Origin of the sequence: Longicatena caecimuris (assembly GCF_004341945.1) — a bacterium.
GTDB lineage: Bacteria > Bacillota_I > Bacilli_A > Erysipelotrichales > Erysipelotrichaceae > Longicatena > Longicatena caecimuris.
Window position 1 is genome coordinate 44,310 of the sequence record NZ_SMBP01000010.1, and the last position, 21,462, is coordinate 65,771.

16 protein-coding genes are annotated in these 21,462 nt (G+C 36.3%); 6 read left to right on the top strand and 10 right to left on the bottom strand.

Features of this window, described 5'->3' with window-relative positions:
- Positions 1–181 precede the first annotated feature (181 nt).
- The 6 genes from EDD61_RS07370 to EDD61_RS07395 form a co-directional block, all read right to left on the bottom strand.
- A complete protein-coding gene (locus EDD61_RS07370; protein WP_008687222.1) occupies positions 182–634 on the bottom strand; it encodes a PTS sugar transporter subunit IIA in 453 nt (150 codons plus the stop codon).
- A gap of 13 nt (positions 635–647) precedes the next feature.
- Positions 648–2,618 (bottom strand): BglG family transcription antiterminator, encoded by a 1,971-nt coding sequence (locus tag EDD61_RS07375; RefSeq protein WP_226896988.1) that lies wholly within the window; start codon positions 2,616–2,618, stop codon positions 648–650.
- A 380-nt stretch (positions 2,619–2,998) separates the two neighbouring features.
- Positions 2,999–3,358, bottom strand: a complete 360-nt coding sequence (locus EDD61_RS07380; protein ID WP_008687219.1) for a VOC family protein — start codon at positions 3,356–3,358, stop codon at positions 2,999–3,001.
- 149 nt (positions 3,359–3,507) lie between these two features.
- Positions 3,508–4,551, bottom strand: a complete 1,044-nt coding sequence (locus tag EDD61_RS07385; RefSeq protein WP_008687216.1) for a ribonucleotide-diphosphate reductase subunit beta — start codon at positions 4,549–4,551, stop codon at positions 3,508–3,510.
- A 10-nt stretch (positions 4,552–4,561) separates the two neighbouring features.
- Positions 4,562–7,063 (bottom strand): ribonucleoside-diphosphate reductase subunit alpha, encoded by a 2,502-nt coding sequence (locus EDD61_RS07390; protein WP_132224837.1) that lies wholly within the window; start codon positions 7,061–7,063, stop codon positions 4,562–4,564.
- A 130-nt stretch (positions 7,064–7,193) separates the two neighbouring features.
- Complete coding sequence (locus tag EDD61_RS07395) at positions 7,194–7,832, bottom strand: hypothetical protein (protein WP_008687213.1); 639 nt, start codon at positions 7,830–7,832, stop codon at positions 7,194–7,196.
- A gap of 443 nt (positions 7,833–8,275) precedes the next feature.
- Between EDD61_RS07395 and EDD61_RS07400 the strand changes: the two genes are divergently transcribed.
- Together EDD61_RS07400 and EDD61_RS07405 are read left to right on the top strand one after the other, a co-directional pair.
- On the top strand, positions 8,276–8,761 hold the full coding sequence (locus EDD61_RS07400; RefSeq protein ID WP_132224839.1) for a hypothetical protein: 486 nt from the start codon (positions 8,276–8,278) through the stop codon (positions 8,759–8,761).
- A complete protein-coding gene (locus EDD61_RS07405) occupies positions 8,758–9,057 on the top strand; it encodes a hypothetical protein (RefSeq protein WP_008687209.1) in 300 nt (99 codons plus the stop codon). Before EDD61_RS07400 ends, EDD61_RS07405 begins: the two co-directional genes overlap by 4 nt.
- A gap of 196 nt (positions 9,058–9,253) precedes the next feature.
- On the opposite strand, the gene EDD61_RS07410 is transcribed toward EDD61_RS07405, so the two are convergent.
- Positions 9,254–11,887 (bottom strand): heavy metal translocating P-type ATPase, encoded by a 2,634-nt coding sequence (locus EDD61_RS07410; protein ID WP_132224841.1) that lies wholly within the window; start codon positions 11,885–11,887, stop codon positions 9,254–9,256.
- A 45-nt stretch (positions 11,888–11,932) separates the two neighbouring features.
- Positions 11,933–12,196 carry a metal-sensing transcriptional repressor gene (locus tag EDD61_RS07415; protein WP_008687206.1) on the bottom strand — a complete coding sequence of 88 codons (264 nt, stop codon included), beginning with the start codon at positions 12,194–12,196 and terminating at the stop codon, positions 11,933–11,935.
- A 252-nt stretch (positions 12,197–12,448) separates the two neighbouring features.
- Between EDD61_RS07415 and EDD61_RS07420 the strand changes: the two genes are divergently transcribed.
- Positions 12,449–13,195 carry a GNAT family N-acetyltransferase gene (locus EDD61_RS07420; RefSeq protein WP_117548173.1) on the top strand — a complete coding sequence of 249 codons (747 nt, stop codon included), beginning with the start codon at positions 12,449–12,451 and terminating at the stop codon, positions 13,193–13,195.
- Positions 13,196–13,726: 531 nt separating this feature from the next.
- Here the strand turns inward: EDD61_RS07420 and deoD are convergent.
- Positions 13,727–14,443, bottom strand: coding sequence for a purine-nucleoside phosphorylase (deoD, locus tag EDD61_RS07425; RefSeq protein ID WP_008687199.1), 717 nt, complete (start codon positions 14,441–14,443; stop codon positions 13,727–13,729).
- A gap of 336 nt (positions 14,444–14,779) precedes the next feature.
- Between deoD and EDD61_RS07430 the strand changes: the two genes are divergently transcribed.
- The gene (locus EDD61_RS07430; protein WP_132224843.1) at positions 14,780–17,560 is read left to right on the top strand and encodes a glucosaminidase domain-containing protein; all 2,781 of its coding nucleotides are present in this window, start codon (positions 14,780–14,782) and stop codon (positions 17,558–17,560) included.
- A gap of 86 nt (positions 17,561–17,646) precedes the next feature.
- The gene (gene pepF / locus EDD61_RS07435) at positions 17,647–19,428 is read left to right on the top strand and encodes an oligoendopeptidase F (protein ID WP_132224845.1); all 1,782 of its coding nucleotides are present in this window, start codon (positions 17,647–17,649) and stop codon (positions 19,426–19,428) included.
- 30 nt (positions 19,429–19,458) lie between these two features.
- Here pepF and EDD61_RS07440 read toward each other — a convergent pair whose 3' ends face one another.
- Entirely contained in the window at positions 19,459–20,904 is a 1,446-nt protein-coding gene (locus EDD61_RS07440) for a leucine-rich repeat domain-containing protein (protein ID WP_008687194.1), read from the bottom strand.
- 344 nt (positions 20,905–21,248) lie between these two features.
- Between EDD61_RS07440 and EDD61_RS07445 the strand changes: the two genes are divergently transcribed.
- Positions 21,249–21,449 (top strand): cold-shock protein, encoded by a 201-nt coding sequence (locus tag EDD61_RS07445; RefSeq protein WP_008687192.1) that lies wholly within the window; start codon positions 21,249–21,251, stop codon positions 21,447–21,449.
- The last annotated feature ends 13 nt before the right edge of the window (positions 21,450–21,462 follow it).

A 21,462-nucleotide genomic window follows, 5' to 3' on the forward strand; every position in this document is an offset into this window, starting at 1 on the left:
AAACACAATAAAAAAAGAAGATTTGATCTTATTTTATCAACATGATCAAAATCTTCCTATTTTTTATTCACCCTTTATTTCACTCTTTAAAAGCAAGAATCCTATCAACGCGCGGATTTTTTACTTTCTTCATGTAACACAAACATAAAATGATTTGTAGCAATCCTAATTACCCCTTAAATTAATCCTTAAAAACCGCTTTGATTTCTTCTACTGTTTCCGCCTTCAACAAGGTTTCAATCGCTTCATCGTTACCAAGCTTACGTGCGATTTCTGCTAACAATAACATATGATTCCGCGCATATTCATGATCATTGGAAACAGCAAAGAGGAAAATCAGCTTAACGCCATTCCCATCCAGCGTCTCCCATTCTATTTCATGATCCAACTTACCAATAGCAATACCAACATTGGTCACAGAATCACTTTTACCATGAGGAATAGCCACATAATTGCCAATTCCTGTCATACCTTCACTTTCCCTTAAATAAATATCCTTCTTAAAAGATGCTACATCATCGATATAATTTGCATCCTTTAACCTCTGTGCCAGTACAGTCAAAGCTTCATCCTTATTCTCTGCCTGCACATGCATATCGATAATTCTTTCATCTAATACATCATTCAGTTTCATTGTAATATCCTCCCTATTGAATTAAATATTTATACAATTCTACATTCGATTTCATCTGCTTAAGTTTCTGTACTTTTTCATCTGTTTCTACTAATGAGATGTATTGTTTATAGAACACCTGGATGCGTTTTACTTCATCTGGTGTATCCATCTTGAATCCTAATAGAAACACTACATCTACTAAATCATCATTCCACAGAATAGGATTTTTCAAGGTTGCTATAACGACTTTCGAGTTATTGACTTCACTCTGTGCCCCATGTGGCAAACTGACGCCATTTCCTATGGAAGTCGTCGTTGCTTTCTCTCTTTCCAAGACACTCTCGCAGAATTTTCCAGTTACAAAGCCTTTGTTTTCCATCTGTTGAGACAAATAAATTAACAATTCCGTTTTATCTTTCACATCCAAATTCATAAAAATCAAGTCTGGAGAAAATAGTGGAAAACAAATAGGTGAGAAAGGATTTGGCACATCATCTGTCTTAAGATTCAATTCCTCCATATGGGAACGCAACTTCAAGATACCACCATCGCTTAGAATATTAGAAATTTCGACGATTCGTTTATCATGAAACGGCAAGGTGTGCGGTGTGATGATCATATCCATCTCCGCCTGCTCTTCCAATTTAAAATCATGAATACCTTCCACACGAATTTCATTAATTTCAGGAACCAACTTACGCAGACGTTCTACTAACAATTGTGCATGTCCGCGGCTGGAATCCGTTAACAGACATACCCGATATTGTCTGGTCTTTCGTTCAATGGCAGATTGAATGTACAGCACGATATATCCCAATTCATCTTCGGTAATCTGTAAGCCATATGTCTCTTCAAATAAAATGCTGATAGCCCAGGTTGCTCGGAAAACATTTTTATACTCTTTCTTAATAAATGGCACTAAAGAATTGCTTTGCGGTGTTCCATAACGAATCCTGAAAATCGTTGGTCGCAAATGAAATATCAAAGATTCCTTTAATTTTTCATCACTCAGCAAATCAACGTCCAGAATATTTCCGATAACATCCAGCATACGATTCACAAAACCAATCAATTTATCATCGTACTGTTTCACTTGTCCAAGTGTTTCACTCAACTCACTGCGCCCAATAAACTTCGAACACATGATTTGAATAGAGAGAAATACCACTTCTTCATTCGATACCAGAATATGCATTTTCTCATGTAGTTTTTTGAAGATTGCCACGGTAAATGGATATTCGTTGTAACGCTGGATTAATTCTAATTCTTCATTGTCATAACGCAGATGTGAATTAAAATCTTTTCGCTGATAGGCAAGGCAGCAATAAATCAGAATTTCATGAAAAGAATCATCCGTGAAACGATAATTCCATTCATTTTCTGTTTCGATAATGCATTTTTTTATCAGATTGACATCCAGATTTCCAAAGAAATAGAACATATTCTTTCTAATTTCTTCTAGATCTCCTTTTCCCATAATGAGATTTTTTAAAGCCACTCGATAATTGTTTTCCTCATACTGCATCCGCAAACCACGATTACGTTCATTTACAATAACAATATGATATCTGCCCAACCATTCTTCACATTCTTTGATGACCTTCAATACGGTTGGCGTGCTAACATATAATTCATTTGCCAACTGCTGTGTTGTCATGGTTTCATTAGGCAACATGCGAAACAGACGTTTTAAAGTCAGCATCATTCTTTCCATAGCATCATAACTGACACTGATTTCATCGCTGCTTTCCAACATTCTGACAATGCGTGAGCGTTGTTTTTCATCAGCCTCTAACCAAATACCTACCCTTGGTTTTTTACAGATTTCGCCTAGATCATTATCACGCAGGTAATCTTCTATCGCACTGAGTTTATTTCGTGTCGATTTTTCACTTAATCCGATTTCTGACGCGATTTTGCCTGTTGAGACGATATCCCCATCCATCAGAATTGATAATACCTGGCGTACATAATAATTTGTTTTCGCATCTTTCAAGGACACATCTCCACCTTTCTGCATCTATAAGATATCATGTAATAATCTTCCCTGAAAAAAAGGATAGGGAATTTTAATACGGTATTTTTCCCATATAGGGAAAAAGGGAGGGGCATTTTAATACGGTAATTCATCCGTTTTTTCTTTTTTAACTAAATAATGTATCAGATGCCTATTCATCTTACCACGAGGATAAATCCACAAAAATGGATATATAAAATAAAAAAATTTGTTGATGATGGTGACCCTATCGTAAGAAGGGTTACATAGGTTAACATTGGCAAATAGAGTAAGTATTTATATGGTAATGCTGGCAAAATAAAAAAAGGCAAATTGAAATAAACCATTGTGATTGGTTTCATTCCATTTTACATTTGCCTTTTTCATCAGGATCGTTTTAACAGTTGTAATGTATAACCATCAGGATCTTTTATAAAATAGAAACAAATGGTCGGATTTGGAGCAATAGGACCTGTTAATTCATAACCATTCTTTAATAACATCGCAACGAAAGCATCAAGATTTTCTATCTCTAAACCGATGGATACTCCATTTCCTACTTCTTTATCAGCTTCCCTACGATTTTGAATAAGCTCAATTAAGACCTCATTCTTCGTTTTTAACATCGCAATTTCATGTATACCTCCATGAAAACGTGATACTACTTGCATACCGAAAACTTCTGTATAAAAAGCAATGCTTTTCTTTATATCAGAAACGCTTAAGGTTACCCAGGTTATCTTCATAAACTATACCTCTTCTTAGTAATGATGCATTCATGCGAATACATTTATAATGGTTAACAAAATTATAGCATAGGTAATTTTTATCGTCGATACCCGCTAAAACGATGTTTCAAACCTAGTATACATAATTTATGCTAAGCGTTAAAAGATTATAAATCATCCACTAATGCACTTGACTTTGCATAGGCAGAACTGCGGGCTTCAAAGAAATCCGTTTTAATCAAATTGGCATTCGCATACATCGATACCCATTCCATGGATGCCGGTTCTTTTTCATAGCCTTCATATAAGGTTCCAAAGCCTAATGATGTGCTGCGCAAATTTCCCAGGTAATAGATATATTCGCGAACCATTTGCATTGTTAAGCCTTCAATATCATTTCCTATCACATACGAGCCCCAGCGAATTTCTTCTTCTACCCCATAACGCAGCATATCCTTATATTCTTCCACCAACGCAGGTGTAAAAAGCTGTGGTTCTTCTTTTTGCAGTTCTAGGATCATAGAACGGAAAAGCCATAAATGGGTATTTTCATCACGGTTAATATAACGTATCTCTTGTACCGAACCTGGCATTTTTCCCATACGACCTAAATTATAAAAGAACATGAAACCGGAATAGAAATAAATACCTTCCAATATATAATTGGCCATCATCGTCTTCATTAAATGGATGCCATCATGATGGGTAATAAAATCATTGTATAAATCGCCAATAAATTTATTTCTTTCCAATAAACGCGCATCATTTTTCCATTGGTATAAAATATCATTACGTTCTTGCGAAGAACAGATGGAATCCAACATATAGCTGTAACTTTGTGAATGTAATGCCTCTTGAAAGGCTTGTATAGTTAAACAGAGGTTGACTTCATTTGCGGTAATATAGTCCCCTACATTAGGCAAATTTGCCGTTTGAATAGAATCTAGAAAAATTAAGAAGGATAAGGTTTTATCATAGGCATTCTTCTCGGCCTGCGATAATCGGCGATAGTCTTTAACATCCTGATTCAGATTAATTTCTTCAGGAATCCAGAAATTGTTCATCGCTTGCCGATACCAGTCAGATACCCAAGTATATTTCATATTGTTAAAGTCATTGAGGTTCGTGGTATTGCCATTGATCATGCGTCTGTTGATTACATCGCAATCCCCATGTTCATTAAATAACGGTTTTCGTTTTAAATCAGTCATAAGTTCTCCTTTAAGATGCACAAGATTCGCATTCTTCTACTTCTAATGCCTTACTACGCACATAATATAGTGTTTTAACACCATTTTCCCATGCCTGGATATATAAATTCAGAACCGTGCGCAATGTAAATTCATTTGTGATATATAAGTTTACAGACTGTGCCTGATCGATATGGCGCTGACGGATACCAGCAGCTTTCACGATCCATTCCTGTTGTATCTGATGGGCGTTTTTGTAGAGCCAGAAAGTCTGTGGATTAAGATCAGGCGCCACACGGGCAATCATACTGCCTTTTTTCTCTTCTAAAAAATATTTGTTCATGATGGGGTCTACACCGGCGCTGGTGCCCGCGATGATTGATGTTGAACTAGTTGGCGCAACAGCCAACAAATAAGCGTTGCGCATCCCATATGTGTGAACATCCTGAGCAAGTTTCTGCCAACTTTCGTTTTGATAACCACGTTTCGTAAAGTAAGCGCCACTGTCCCAGTCACTCCCTTTAAAATATTGATAACTGCCTTTTTCTTTGGCTAAAACATTACTTGCCTGAATGGCATAAGCATTGATCGTTTCAAACAGCGTATCCACAAATTGCAAATGTTCCTCACTTTCAAAGCGCAAACCTTGTTTTACCAGCATGTGATGATATCCGCTAACCCCTAAGCCAATTGCTCGATATTGACGATTTGTTATTTCTGCATATGGAATCGGATAGTAGTTTAAATCGATGACATTATCTAATGCGCGAACGATCGTATGTATGATATGTGAAAGCTCTTGCTTGTTTGTCACATCAATATTACCTAAGGATAGACTCGCTAGATTACAAACAACAAAATCGCCTGGCTTGCTTTTATTTACAACAATCTCTTCCTCATCAACCTTTATGATTTGTGGTTCTGTTAAAGTGATAGCTGACATGTTTTGGGCAATTTCTGTACATAAATTACTACAATAGATCATGCCCTTATGCCCATTGGGATTCATTTTATTTACCTGATCGCGATTAAATGTGAAAGGTGTTCCTGTCTCCACCGCGGACTTTAGAATCAGACGCACTAGATCTTTTAAGATCATTTCACGTTTTGAGATGCGAGCGTCATTCACACAGTCAAAGTAACGTTCTTCCCATTCTTCGCCATAAAAATCTTCTAATTGATAGCCTTTCACTTTCCCTATCTCATGCGGACACATCAGATACCATGTTGCGTTTAAATCCTCTTTCGCCATTTTCCAAAATAAATCCGGATAACAGATAGCCGGGAAGACATCATGAGCTTTCATGCGATCATCCCCATTATTGGTACGTAAATTTAGAAATTCAGGTAAGTCCTTATGCCATGCATCCAAATACACTGCAACCGCTCCCTGACGCACTCCTAGCTGATCCACTGCTGTAGCGGTATCATTGACCAGCTTGATCCAGCGTATCACTCCACCGGCCGCTCCTTTAAATCCGCGAATATCGCTGCCATTTGCGCGTACTTTTCCAAAATAAAGGCCCATGCCACCGCCATATTTGGAAATTTGCGCAAAGTTATCAATAGACTTATAAATATTAGCTAAAGTATCTGCGACCGTATCAATAAAACAGCTGGATAGTTGATGGTATGGTTTGCGAGCATTGGCCATCGTCGGTGTTGCCATTGTTACCTTTAAGGTGCTTAGGATATCATAAATCTGTTTTGCCCAATATACACGATTCGTCTCAGGTATTGCCAGATGCATGGCGATTCCCATAAACATTTCCTGTGGCGTTTCCATCAGCTGTAAATCATGCGTACGCAGTAAATAGCGTTTCACCACTAATTCTAAACCGCTATATGTAAACAAAGCATCACGCTCATCCTTTACGTATCGCTTTAGTTCATCGATTTCTTCTTTCTGATAAGCATCTAACATATAAGCACCATATAACCCTTGTTTGCTTAAATACTGAATCTTCTCATAAAAGGAAGTAAGCTGCAGTTGCTTCATACGGGCATTAATTTCCTGATGTAGTTGGTAGCTCAAAAAACGTGCTGCAATATATTCCCATTTCGGTGTTTCCTTACTAATCAGCTCGACACATGCTTTCATAAGCATTTGCAAGCGTTCTTCATGCCCCATGGTTTCTTTTAAAAAGGAATGAAATTTGATATAAAGTGCATGCAAATCATATGTTTCATCAAAATCTTTCTGGATTTGCATAAAGATGGGCAATAGTTTTTCATCCTGTACCTCATGGCATAGTTCTAAGAGCATTTGTCGTTTTTCTTTACGTTTTTCACGATATAAAATATAAGCCTTAGCTTCATTATAAAATTGATATGCCATCAGCTTTTGTTCTACAAGATCTTGGATATCTTCTACGCTGACTTTAGCTGAGCCTTGTATTTCTTGGGTGATTTCCATTGCGATCTGCTTTAACTGATCCATAGGAACATCCGTCACAAAAGCTTTTTTCATCGCTTGGATCATTTTTTCAGAATCAAATGTTTGAATGGTACCATCGCGTTTTATGATTTTCATATACATTTTCCACCTTTTCTCTTACCGTTAGTATATAGAGAATCTTATGGTTTACGCAACTGAGATGCACAAGGAAGATACTGGCAGAAAAAAAGAATGCCTTCTTAATAGCAGACATTCTCTTACTTGACTATTTCCCTTTTATCATTTTATTGATTTTTGTTTCATATGGTGTATCTTTCATATCTGTTTTCGCGATACGCAAGTGTTCCATTTCTTTTTTCTTTTGATCTAAATAGCTATACTGTAATGCCAACAGATAATGGAACATGCCTCGATCAAAGCCTGGTTCACATGCTTTCACGTGTTCTTCCATCACATCAATATAATCTGTTTTCTTCAATAATAAGATCTCATAAATCAGATTGCATTGTTCATATAATGTTTCATCCGTTACACCTTGCATACGATCAAGGATTTCTTTTGCCTTCACCTTATCTTCTTCATCTACATAGAAGTAAAATGCCTTCATGCATACATCTAAACGCTGCTTCTTGTTGATGCGCATATTTAAGATCAAATCAAACTGCTCACGAATCTTGGTACTATCTCCCATCATGAAGAAGGCATTTAAACGCATATGTTCACGATTAAATGGCGCAAAAAAGTATTTGCAGGCAAGCGAGTCTAAGATAGTGAAGAATTTGTCAAAATCCTGGTTTTGTAAACATTTCAATAATTTATTGAATGTACTGCGTTTGTACCATTGTGTACCAACTACAGAAATAATCAAAACGACGATAAAAGCGATCCATACGATTGGTTTCATAAAGCACCTTCCATTTCTTACTCAATGTTTATATTGTACTATAACTTTCTTTATTTTTCATCAACATTTTACATTTTTAGGTGATATTCACAAACTTAAATGTTTTTTTATCATCTTTTTTAAGATAAAGCTGATTCATTCAGATACATATTCACTATTATTTCTTACTACTTTTATGATAAAGAATAACATTTGCATTCTTTTGATACCTTTCGAAGATATTTTACATAACAACTTACTATCTATACATAATTTCACAGAAGGAAAAACCATTTTTCACAAAAAACAGTTTTATTTTATACAATTTATACAAATAAATGTATCTTAGCCATCTAAAAAAATAATTACCAAAGGGAATTTTTCAGAAAATATAAGAAAATAAAAAATATATTGAATTAACCTATGAAATTTTTATAATGCCCTTATAGAGGGAGGAAAAAGCAATGGAATTGAAACAATTATTCAGTACGCAAGACAATGAATTAGAAATTATAACGGATTCTTTCAAAATTAATAAAAACATTATTGAATTTAACAGCCGTATTATTCAAGTATGTAATATTGAAAGTATATCCATGGTTGAACCAAAAAAGAAAGGAATTACGATCGGCGTTTTCATAGGTTTTATCATAGGACTTGCATTACTTTCTTATCAACCTTTGGTAGGAACCATTGTCATTGGTTTAAGTGCATTTTATATTTATTGTATTGTTCAAGGGAATAAAAAATTAGGTAAAAATCTTTATATTAATTTAGTATCGGGGTATTATATCGTAATTAATTTTAAAAATGTAACCTTTGCCTATAAAATCATGGAAACCATAGAAAACTATCTAAATGGTTCAAATGAATCAAGTGTATCGATCAACGTTCAGGATTCTGTCATTACCTTTGGTGATGATAGTCCTATTTATGGGAATGCGAAATGAAAGATATAAAAATCGAACATAGCGTGGTTAGTGTTGGAGATAATAGCCCGATTTATATTCACAGTGAACAAGCTATTCAATGGCAAACATTAGAAGATGATTGTTTTAATTTACTATCGAAATTAGCGGTAGAAGATATACAAAGATTTCAACTTAAACAATTAACGAAAAAGATTTTTCATAAGGACACAAATGGCTTAAAGGAATTTATGAAAAAACACGCTGAGTTATTAACTTCTAATATTATCAGTGCTATTGTCTCTCAATATTTCATACAATTTCTTTCATCTTTATAAGGTATCTTATAATGTATCTTGAAGGTATACAGGAAGTATTCAGAAGTAAAAAGTCATTTGTCATTCCTCATATCATGCCTATCCTAAACGTCATCGCCTGAACGTCAGATTCTAAACAACAGGTTCTTAACAACAAATTCTAAACAACAAATTCTAAATAGAAAAGCTCTCCTTTCTGTGAGAGCTTTTCATGTTATTATTTGAAATTACGCAAACGTAACGCATTTGATACGACTGATACCGAACTAAATGCCATCGCTGCACCGGCAAATACTGGTGATAGCAGTATACCAAAGAACGGATATAAAATACCTGCAGCAATCGGAATACCAATGCTGTTATAGAAGAATGCCCAAAATAGATTTTGCTTGATATTGCGGATAACCGCTTTGGATAAGCGAATCGCTGTTGCGACATCCTCAATACTATCTTTCATCAAAACGATATCGGCACTTTCAACAGCTACATCACTGCCGCTTCCTATCGCAATACCAACCTCACTTTGCGTTAAAGCAACAGCATCATTGATTCCATCGCCAACCATCGCAAGCGTATGGCCTGCCTTTTGTAATCGTTCGACTTCCTTTCCTTTTTCATCCGGTAATACCTGTGCAATCACATGGGTAATGCCTGCTGAAGAAGCAATGGCCTGCGCTGTGATTTCATTATCTCCGGTTAGCATATACACATCTATATGAGCGTCCTGCAATTGTTTGACGACTGCTTTCACTTCCGGTTTGATCTTATCGGCAATGGCAATAATCCCTTGTACCTCTTCATTCCTTGCGACCCAAACGACGGTTTTACCACTTTGCAGATACGTCTGTTCCTGTGCTTCATAAACGGCGGTCGCAATCTGCATTCCCTGCATGAATTTACGACTTCCTACCAATAATCTGCCATCATCCATCTCTGTGCTTAAGCCTAAACCATTATGTGTTTTTACATGGGATAAGGTTTCATAGGATAGCTGCAATTCTTCTGCCTTTGTTAAGATGGCAGTAGCAAGGGGATGCTTAGAGCCTTGTTCCAGCATAGCAGCAAATGTTAATACCTTATGTTCATCCTGTTGTGTCGCAACATCTGTTACTACCGGTTTCCCTATGGTAAGAGTTCCTGTCTTATCAAAGACAATGGTATCAATCGTGCTTGCTGTTTCCAAAGCTTCTCCGCTTTTAATAAAAATACCTAACTGAGCGGCTTTGCCTGTACCTACCATAATGGCGGTTGGGGTTGCCAAACCTAATGCACATGGACAAGCTATTACCAACACACTCACGAAAATAGTTAAAGCAAAGGCGAAATCTTGCGTCACCATGTACCAGATAATAGCAGCCACTATTGCGATGCTCATGACCGTTGGGACAAAGAATAAAGAAATACGATCGGCAATACGGGCAATAGGTGCCTTTTTCCCTTGAGCTTCTTCGACCATATGAATGATCTTTGCTAATGTGGTATCTTCTTGCGTAGCACTGCAACGCATCAAAATACGTCCATCTAAATCAATGGTTCCCTGCTGCAGCTTATCCCCTACTGTTTTCTTAACCGGCATACTTTCTCCGGTAAGCATACTTTCATCAACATTAGCACTACCTTCCAACAAGATGCCATCCACTGCCATATGTTCACCCGGTTTTACGACCAAGGTATCCCCGACACTAACTTCCTCAATCTGAATGAGGATTTCTTTACCTTCTCGCCAAAGCGTAGCCGTCTGTGGGCGAAGTTGCAACAATGCCTGAATAGCACCGGTGGATTTCTTCTTGGATATGCTTTCCAAATGCTTGCCAAACTGCACCAATGCCACAACAACACCGGCACCTTCAAAATACAAAGCATGGACGGCATGGACATTGCCTTGATAAATTTGCATAAGAGATACCAAAGAATAAAGATATGCACTTCCGGTACCAATCGCTACCAGTGTATCCATATTCGGTGCCTTATGCAGCAACGCCTTGATCCCTCTGGTAAAGAAATGATGTCCACTGATCAAGATGATCGTTGCTAACACAAATTGGATACCTGCGAAATTAAAGGGATGCGTCTTATAAGAAATAATGTTTGGCAAAGGCAATTCAATGCTTCCCAACATATGGGACATACCGATATATAAGAGGAAAAAAGCCAAGACCAGTGTACCGTAAACATGTAACTTTTCATAAGAGCGTTTTTCTTTTTCGATTGTTTTTTCCACATGTAAGTGACCTTTAAAACCGGCTTTTTGAATCGCTTCTAGAATTTCACTGAGTTTAATACGCTTTTTATCATAGCGAACTTCCGCTTGATTCATCACAAGATTCACATCTGCCTGTAAGACACCATCTTTTTTACGCAACACTCGTTCAATACTGGCACTACAAGCCGCACAGCTCATGCCTTCAATATCCAACACTACCTGTTCTTCTTCATTTTCCTCTTCCAAAATAAAACCGGCCTTTTCCAAAGCTTCTTTCCAAGCCTTAAAGTTTTTTTCATGATATGTTATTGTCACATTGTTCATGATGAGATTTACACTGGCATCTTCTACCTCATCGAATCGTTTTAAGATGCGTTCTACGGATGCACTGCAGGCTGCACAGCTCATACCTTTTACTGTCCATGTCTGCATTTGCGCATCACTTTTTTCCAGCAATTGATACCCACCTTTTTCCACAGCTTTCTGCATATCCGCAAAAGCCGGCAAATCCTCACCTTCAACAACGACTTCTTCTAGTACAAGATTTACCTGTGCACTGGTTACACCATCCATTCTTTTTAATATTCGTTCAACAGCTGACGCACAAGCCGAGCAGCTCATACCGCCAATCTGATAAGTCTTTTTCATAGTATACCTCCTAGCAATATCCACGTTTTAACAGCATCACATGAACTATTTCAAAAGAATAGCTAAAACATCTTCGATTTCCTGAAGTTTTTCATCAGAATCACCTGTTGCAATCGCTGTTTTTACACATGTGTGCAAATGCCCACTTAGTATATGCAGATTTGCTTTCTTTAACAGTGACTGACTGGCCATGATTTGATTTGAAATGTCGATACAATAGCGTTCATCCTCAATCATACGGATGATGCCATCGATCTGTCCTCTGGCTGTTTTTAGATTCTGTAATGCTTTTTTTCTTTCCGGTGTCATAAAGTTACCTCCCCCCAGGGGTGCTGGGTTCATGCTTATTATAAAAGAGGGGAATTGATAAGTCAACGCTAATGCCTACTGCCCTTTCAACATGCAGGTGGTACTCTTACAAATAGGTATATTCATAAGGGTAATAACTTTTAAAGCCTTATTTTATCACCTTATCATTAGGTAAAGAAGTTTATTTTCTTGTAAGTTTATCCATATCAAGTTATACTGTTCGTACTGGAAAGTATTTATGAGGGAATAAGTATGTGTGCTGAATTTATAAATTTGACAATGGAGAATCTAGCTGATGAACATTTATGCTGCATCATTCGCAGTAAGAAAAAACATCCCGGTGTTGAAGCAAAACGTCTTTGGTTACAACAACGTTTAAAGGAAGGTCATACCTTTCGTAAACTTAATAAAAAAGCAACTGTCTTTATTGAATATGCTCCATTAGCATCTGCCTGGGTGCCTATCCGCGGTGAGAACTATATGTATATTTATTGCTTATGGGTAGAAAGTAAAGAAAAAGGCAATGGCTATGGTAAGGCCTTATTAGAGTATTGCATTCAGGATGCTAAAGCGAAAGGAAAATCCGGTATCTGTATGCTTGGAGCAACTAAGCAAAAAGCTTGGCTATCAGATCAAAGTTTTGCCAAGAAATATGGTTTCCAGATTGTCGATACTGCCCATGCATATGAATTGCTGGCTCTCTCCTTTGATGGAACGTTTCCTCACTTTAATGAGACCGCTAAGAAACAGCAGATTGAAAATACCGTATTAACAATATATTATGATATGCAATGCCCTTTTATCTATCAAAAAATTGAAAAGTTGCAACAATATTGTGAAGAACATGCCATACCTGCAACCTTTCTGAAAGTGGATTCCTTACAAGAAGCTAAACAGCTTCCTTGCGTATTTAATAATTTTGCCGTTTTTTATAAAGGACAATTTCAAACGGTGAATTTATTAGATGTAGCTACTCTGGAAAAAATCTTGAAAAAGTGATCTGCCCCCTGTCAAGTAGACAGGTGAAATAAATAAAATCAGTAATTGATGACTTGTCGTAAAGATAGGTCATCTTTTTCTATAATGTCTTAAATGAACAATATCCAATAGAAGTAAATCAACGCATTTAACTTTATTCACTGTTGATAACGCTGCTGTCCTTACTTCTTTTGGTGTTTGCTCACAATGTCTTCCTTGTGGTCTCTCATATTATAAAATGATTCGTTTCACACGTTTCTTGTTGTATTTCTAATGGTTGAATCTATTGATTCACCTTGTCATTCATAAAGTGACACCCATCTATATAAATCATTTCCAGATTTATACAATTTCCGATCACAACCCATCTGGCTTTTTCCACGTTTACCACTCTTGTAATCCTGTACTTCTTCAACTTTCTGTTCTATTGTGTATTTGCTTTTCCTTCCCATAAGAAAAGATCCCTCCTTTCATAAACAGCGTTTTATTTATTTCCGTTGTCTACTTTAGAGGGATCATATCAATTTATTGAAACTGTTTTTTCTTACTTTTTTATAATGAAATTGCGGTTTCTAGGGCAACTTCCATCATCGCATGAAAGGATGTTTGTCGCTGTTCAGCTGTAGTAACGGCACTTGTGACTAAAGAATCACTGATAGTTAATAAACAAGCCGCTTTTTTACCCAGCACTTTAGCATTATGGAACAAGGCGAAACTTTCCATTTCTACACAGACACAACCATGTTTTTCATAGAATTCTTTATGTCCATCTACATTTTCCTCATGATAGAAAACATCACTGGAATGAATTCTTGCTTCAACTAATTGCTGATCCAATTTTTCTGCTGCTTTACGAATGGCTGCATTCAATTCTTCGCTTGGATACTGTATATCGCCATCAACATCTGCCTGTGCTTTTGCAAAAGTTGACTCGCTCCATGCACCATCTGCCAGAACTAAGTCAAATAGATCAAGTTTGTCTGTATATGCTCCGGCACTTCCGATACGAATAATTGCCTCAACTCCATAAAACTTAAATAATTCATAGGAATAGATTCCAATACTAGGCATTCCCATGCCACTTCCCATAACCGAAACTCGTACACCTTTATAAGTGCCCGTATAGCCAAACATATTACGAACCGTATTGAACTGTACGGGATTTTCCAAATAAGTTTCGGCAATAAATTTCGCCCGCAATGGATCTCCAGGCATTAATACTACCTTTGCAATATCACCGGCATTTGCCGCATTATGTGGTGTTGACATAACTATATCCTCCTTATGATTACCAGTATTAGTATACCATATCTAATTTCGATATCCTAATGATTTCATATATCATTTTTTATGAAAACGCCTACCTATTTCTATTTTATTCAATTGTATCACAAGGCAGAAATTCTGTACTGATAAACGCTTTTGCTAACTACCTTTTTAGCAAGTCTTCATCTCTTTTTTATGATCTTTTGGTAGAATACTCGCGTATTATTTTTTTATTTTATTATCTGATCATCTGAACGTTTTCTTACATTTTCTTAAATACCATACGCTAGATTAGATTTATACGTTATAATGATTACATAAAACAACAAGAGGTGTCTTATGAAAAAGTTAATTCCTATCATTTTAAGTATCGTAACAGCATTCAGCTTGTTAATGCCTGTGCAAGCCAAAAAAGATGATTCTGCGTTGCCAGATGATAACAAGATTCGCTTGGTCAATGTTACAGAAGACGGCCATTATGAAATCATCAAAGAAAATGATTCCTATGCTGCTGCTAAGGTTTCTCATACCCTTTTACAGCATCAATATGAAAATCTAGGCATAGCAAAAGGACAAACCTTTTTATCGATAGAAAATGGCGTAGTTGAATTTAAAAAAGCACAAGATTGCAGTGTCAATATTACCTATACAAATGCAGCGAATCAAGAGGAAGGTTATACCAATGGGTGTTATGGTGCCGATGGAGCCTTTTTAGAATATAACGATGGCAATGGTATGGTGAAATTTCAATTGTCAGGTGTCATCGGATCTACTTCCATTGAAAATGTGACAATCCATCCCCTTACTACTCTTCCAAATGTTTCACACTTTGAGGTGCATAATGGTATCTTGTTGCATTATTTGAAAAGTGATATTGCCAGTAAGGGCTATGATAATGTTTTGCATTTAGGTCAAGCCCCTTCTTACCTTAAAGAAAAGACAATTTACTATAGCTATGACAGTCATTATTTTTATAAAAACTTTTCTGCCATGATCACAGATGTGCGCAAAAGTATCCATACACAAGCAGTAAACGCAAAACAGCCATATTATAATTATTATCAATATGTCAATCATCGTTCGACAACCACTTATTCCTATGAAGATGTTCATGCTTATTTGCAAAACACTCGTCTCTTAAAACAATCTATCACCAAATTTGAAGGTACTTATCTGCATGACATTCTCACTCAGTCTATGATCGTACAAGGGGAAAAAGGGTTTTTTCAATACCAAAATCAGTTTGGCGCAAATGCCCTTATGATGCTTTCCTTAGCCTTAAACGAAAGTGCCAGCGGACGCAGCGCCTTATCTTATAATCGCAACAATTTGTTTGGTCATGCGGCCTATGATTCTGATGTAGAAAAAAATGCCTCACGCTACTTACGCGTAAGTGACAGTATTTACGCTCATGCAGCCCATTACATATCATCCTCTTATTTAAATCCGAACCAATTTCAATACCATGGCGGTCATTTCGGAAACAAAGCGGGCGGTATGAATGTTTCTTATGCTAGCGATCCTTACTGGGGTGAAAAAGCGGCACAATACTATTATGACATTGATCATGCCTTACAAGATAAAGACTTAAATCAGTATGCGATTGGTATTACCGGCACTAAAAAAGTTAATGTCAGAAAAGATCCTAAAGAAGCTGCGAAGACATTATATGCTATTCCCAAAGGCACGCAAGCCAGTTTGCTTCTCTTGGATAAACAAACAGAAGGAAATGCTGTCTGGTATCTTGTACAAACCGATGTACCTTTGACAAATGATCGAAATGTTTCTGCAAATCCAACATATAACTATCGTAAAAGTTATGGGTATGTAAAAGCCAGTGAACTTTCTTTTATCACAAATGAAAAGCATCTAAATGAAAAAAACTATGTCGATGTCAGTTTTGATGCCAATGGAGGCACTTTCTATCCAGGTTCACATACTATCACTATGCAAATAGAGAGTGGTAAAATTCCGATTATCTTAGAACCTGAGAAGAAGAATGCCTTATTTATCGGTTGGGACAAAGAAATTAAAAAAGCTGAAAAAGACATTGTTTATAAAGCAAATTATCGATCTGTAAAAAACATCGCCTTTATTGAAAAACCGAAGCAAACTTACCAACAGCATGATTACCTGGATGTATCAAAAGGAAAGATTCAAGTAAGCTTCGAAGATGGTTCTACACAAGAACGCTCATTGACCACAGATATGGTGAGTGGCTATGATCCTACTACGCTTGGCACGCAGACATTAACAATTCGTTATGCGGGAAAAACCTTATCCTATGAAATTCATGTAAAAAAGCAAAGTGAAAGCACCGGATCTAAGCTGCAAGAAAAAGCAGCATATATCATTAAGACCTATAGTGATAAGGTAGGGTTAACGGATGATGCCTTAACTGAACTAGAAAAATTTCAAAATGATGTTTTGCAAGAAAGCAACAACCCCTTAGATGATGATGTATTACGTGCCGTGGATCGCATTTTGCAACCAAATTTAAAGCCACGTCTCAGTGTGCTCATTCATGATGATACCTATGATTTACAAATATCTGGCCTTAGTTTAGCAATGCAGAAAAAGACATCGTTCCTAAATGCATGGATGCCGAAAACAGTCGTTGTGAATGTACATGATTCCATCGGCAATGAGGAAGAAACATTGTTTAAAAAAGTTGCAGAAGCAAATTATGTTACCTATGAAGCAGGCTTTACCATAGATGGAAAAGAGGATATGTCCGGTTATGATCCTGAAACCCAAGTTTTGTATTCGATAAAGAAACCTAAAAATAGTAAGGGGAAATTATATCGCATCTTAACTGTGGATGGTGAAAACATACGCCAGTTACCCACGACACAATCCGATACTCGCATTCTTTTCCAGGCAAAGAAAGGTAGTTTTGCGATCGTATCGATCCAAGGTGCAGCGCCTAAAGGAAGTATGGATTTTACCGAAGTCGCTACCATCAAAGGAAATGGAAAAAACTATATCACAACATACATTCTGATACCTTTTGCTGTCATCTTCTTGATCTTAATACTTGTGATTGTCCTTCTACTCATTCGCAGAAAAAACAAAATAGCTTATCGAAAAAAGAAAAGAGCGATATATAAAAATCAATAAAATCATCAGATGCATCTGAAAAAACAATTTGCAGAAACTTGTGAATTGTTTTTTTTCGTACTACAATACTAACTAGAGGTGATGATATGAAACGAAATCAGATAGATAGCGCATATACATGGGATCTTTCCAGTATGTTTGCTTCACAAGAGGCATTTAACACATGTTATCAGGAATGTGAATCCTTAGTCAATGCACTGACAAAACAAAAAGGTCATATAGCGGATACAAAAGAAAGCTTTTGTGATTTTTTTGATCAACAAGAAGAATTATCCCGAAAACTGAATAATCTTATCAGCTATGCCCGTATGTATACAGATGTAGATCCTGATGAAGAAACAGCACAACAAAATCTTTCCAAAGCATATGTTCTTTATCAAAAAACGGTGGTCGCACTAAACTTTGTGGACTTAGAAGTCATGAAAGAGAAAGAAAGTATTGAAAAGTATTTAGCAGAGGATGCATGCAAAGCATATCGTTATCCAATGCAAGAAATCTTTCGTCGCATGCCTCATCAATTGGATGAAGAAAAAGAAGCGATGATGGCACAAATGCAGGATATTTTACGTGTACCGGAATCCACTTATGAAAGTTTCCGGCTAGAATTTGAACCAGTGATGGTAGATGGAAAACCGGTTTTTCTAAATGGTGGTAACTACCATCAATTCTTACTAAATCCTGATGAAAAGGTACGTAAAGAAGCATTTGAACATTACTTTCAAGAATATAAACGATATCAAAATGTCTTTCTGAATCTATTAAGCGGACATATCAAAGGAAAAGCTTTTGAAGCACGCTTACGGGACTTTCCTTCTACCTTAGAAGCAAGTCTGTTTGAAGATGGTGTAGAAAAAGCGCTGTTTGATTTGGTAGTACGAATGGGTAATGAGACGTATCGACCTTATGCCCATGAATATTTTAAGTTACGTAAAGAAATCTTAGGATTACAACAACAGCATGTTTATGATATTGCCCTTCCTTTAGTAAAATCTGTAGATATCACATATACGGTGGATGACTGCTTCGCCATTTTAAAAAAAGCGTTAGCTCCTTTAGGTGAGGATTATATCGCTATGCTTGATGTAGCTAGAGAAGAACGTTGGATTGATTTTATGCCACATGAAAAGAAGCGCTCTGGTGCTTATTCTGCAGGTACGTATGATTCCAAGCCTTTTATTCTAACAAACTTTACAGGAGAATATGATTCCCTTAGTACACTGGCACATGAATTCGGACATTCTATGCATTCTTATTATTCCCATAAGCATAATCGCGCAATGTTAGCAGAATATCGTATTTTTGTTGCCGAGGTTGCTTCTACAGTCAATGAATTATTATTAAACGACTATTTATTAAAGCATTCTGATAATAATGACCATAAGGCTTATTTATTAAGCAATCTATTGAATCAGATGATTGGCACGATGTATCGTCAAACCATGTATGCTACTTTTGAATATCAGTTATATGAAGCCATTGAAAAAGGAGAAGCACTGTCCTCAAAAGATGTATGTGATCTGTATGAGCAGCTTAATAAAGACTATTTTGGTGACAGTGTCATTGTGGATGATTTACAGCGTTACGGCTGTTATCATGTTCCTCATTTCTATTATAACTTCTATGTGTACAAATACACTTTAGGCATGTCGGTTGCCATTAGCTTTGCCAAGAAAATCTTAAATGGTGAAGTTGATGCCTATCGCGAGTTCCTTACAAAAGGCGGCAGTGAAGCGCCTTTAGATGAATTGATGCATGCCGGTGTAGATCCACGCCAAACGCAGGTTTATGAAGATGCCTTCGGTTACTTTAAAGAAATCCTTGATCAGTTTCGCTCTTGCGTTACCCATGAAACTTCACAAAAAAGGTAGGTAGTTCATTTCCATGAGCTACCCACCTTTTTAATAAGAGAATTTATCATAATATTCCATATCTTCTAACATGGAAATATCTTCTATTGGATTTTCATCCAACCGCAATTCATATAAATTTTTTAAATTCTTTAATGGTGTCAGATCTGTAACATAGTTTGCTTTTAATGTTAGAGAACTCAAATATGTCAAATCTTTCAACGGTGATAAATCCATGACTCCATTATGATCTAAACGCAACGATGATAAATTAACCAATTTCTTTAATGGTCTGATATCAGTAATCACATTGTTGTATAAATCAATGGTACCCAGATTCGTTAAATTCTCTAAAGCAGTCAGATCGGAAATATTATTATGTGATAAACAAAGACATTCCAAGTTTTTCATATCCTCTAAACATGAGATGTCACGTACCGCATTATTCCCAACATCCAATGCCGTCATTTTCTCACAGCCTTTTAATACACTAATATCCGTGATCGAATTATTATACACATTGACTTCAACTAACTCTTTCGCATTTTTTAAAAAGTCAATATCGTGTAGGAAACAGCAGCTTGCCTTAAAATAACGCAAATTTTTCATATCTTTTAAGACTTCCGTATGTGTAACACGATTCTCTGAGATATCTAATTTTTCTAACTTATTCAACCCTTTTAAGATACGCAAATCACTTAGCCCACTTTGGATAAGACGCAAATCTTTTAAGTTTTTCAACTTTTTCAAAAAGGAAAAATCTTTGATGCTGTCAAAGGATAATTCCAAGACCTCTAAGTTAGGAAACTCTTCCAAAATGCTACAATCACTCAAATATTGGTTATTCGTCAGGTTAAGACTGCGCAACGTTTTTTTCATATATTGCAAAGGCGATAAATCAGAAAACAGATTGGTTGATAAATCTAATACTTCAATGTTTTTGAGATAAGTCAGATCCGCAATATCATATAACCACATCTTATTCATATGAAGTTCTTTTAACTCATTTAACGTGCCTAAGATACTGAGTGGAAATGGACCATTCTCAATACTGATATATAACTTATGCAGCTTTTTGGCATTTTCCAAATAAACCAAGTTATCAACTTTACTACGTTCCAGATTTAGTTCTTCTAGATTAATCATACCCGCAATTGCACTGATATCCATGGTATATAAATTATTACGGGAAATATCCAAACGCAATAATTGCCGGTATCCTCTTAAAGCCTGTATATCTCGCAGCATATTCTTAGATAGATTCAAATACTCAACTTCGCGTAGATCTTTAATAGGATCAAGATCTTCAATACTATTTCCACATAAATCCAAATATTGCAGATTCACAGCTGTATCCAGTCCCTCTAATGATATAATGCCGGCACTTCGAGCAGATAAACTGACTAAACGCTCCATTGCCTTTTCATCAATTTCCTCTTCCTTCAATTGCAATGTTCTGGCAATCGCTGCACGCAGGAATTCATCTTTTATCAACATAGGCGTACTCCTTTCGTTTCCTCTTCTTTTATGTATCTATTATACCCCAATTCCGATAAATCTGAAACTGCTTTCAAATATTTTTGCCATTTCGATGAACGGATACAGCCATTGTTAATAAAACATCCAACTTTTTTAGAAAAAGGTTAGATAAAAATAGAAAACGATTGACTTTATGCAAAAGAAGTGTTATTGTAAATCTGTAATAAAAAGCAATAACTATGATTTCAAGATTCACAAATTCTCGGAATTGTATTTATGACTCAATATGTACAGGATCCGATGTTTGTGATTTTTTTATACATTTGAGTGCTTCTTATTAAATTTATAAGGAGGTACTAAAAATGAGTACAGGTAAAGTAAAATGGTTTAATGCAGAAAAAGGTTATGGATTCATCACTTCTGATGAAGGTAAGGATGTATTCGTACACTATTCAAGCATCCAGTCTGATGGTTTCCGTACATTAGAAGAAGGACAGAGAGTTTCTTTTGATGTAGTTGACAGTGACCGTGGTCAGCAGGCTGCTAACGTTGTAGCTGAATAATCATTTATTCATT

Coding starts and splice junctions, on each gene's coding strand:
- EDD61_RS07370 (WP_008687222.1), bottom strand. CDS start 634: ATGAAACTGAATGATGTATTAGATGAAAGAATTATCGATATGCATGTG.
- EDD61_RS07380 (WP_008687219.1), bottom strand. CDS start 3,358: ATGAAGATAACCTGGGTAACCTTAAGCGTTTCTGATATAAAGAAAAGC.
- EDD61_RS07385 (WP_008687216.1), bottom strand. CDS start 4,551: ATGACTGATTTAAAACGAAAACCGTTATTTAATGAACATGGGGATTGC.
- EDD61_RS07390 (WP_132224837.1), bottom strand. CDS start 7,063: ATGAAAATCATAAAACGCGATGGTACCATTCAAACATTTGATTCTGAA.
- EDD61_RS07395 (WP_008687213.1), bottom strand. CDS start 7,832: ATGAAACCAATCGTATGGATCGCTTTTATCGTCGTTTTGATTATTTCT.
- EDD61_RS07400 (WP_132224839.1), top strand. CDS start 8,276: ATGGAATTGAAACAATTATTCAGTACGCAAGACAATGAATTAGAAATT.
- EDD61_RS07405 (WP_008687209.1), top strand. CDS start 8,758: ATGAAAGATATAAAAATCGAACATAGCGTGGTTAGTGTTGGAGATAAT.
- EDD61_RS07410 (WP_132224841.1), bottom strand. CDS start 11,887: ATGAAAAAGACTTATCAGATTGGCGGTATGAGCTGCTCGGCTTGTGCG.
- EDD61_RS07415 (WP_008687206.1), bottom strand. CDS start 12,196: ATGACACCGGAAAGAAAAAAAGCATTACAGAATCTAAAAACAGCCAGA.
- EDD61_RS07420 (WP_117548173.1), top strand. CDS start 12,449: ATGTGTGCTGAATTTATAAATTTGACAATGGAGAATCTAGCTGATGAA.
- deoD (WP_008687199.1), bottom strand. CDS start 14,443: ATGTCAACACCACATAATGCGGCAAATGCCGGTGATATTGCAAAGGTA.
- EDD61_RS07430 (WP_132224843.1), top strand. CDS start 14,780: ATGAAAAAGTTAATTCCTATCATTTTAAGTATCGTAACAGCATTCAGC.
- pepF (WP_132224845.1), top strand. CDS start 17,647: ATGAAACGAAATCAGATAGATAGCGCATATACATGGGATCTTTCCAGT.
- EDD61_RS07440 (WP_008687194.1), bottom strand. CDS start 20,904: ATGTTGATAAAAGATGAATTCCTGCGTGCAGCGATTGCCAGAACATTG.
- EDD61_RS07445 (WP_008687192.1), top strand. CDS start 21,249: ATGAGTACAGGTAAAGTAAAATGGTTTAATGCAGAAAAAGGTTATGGA.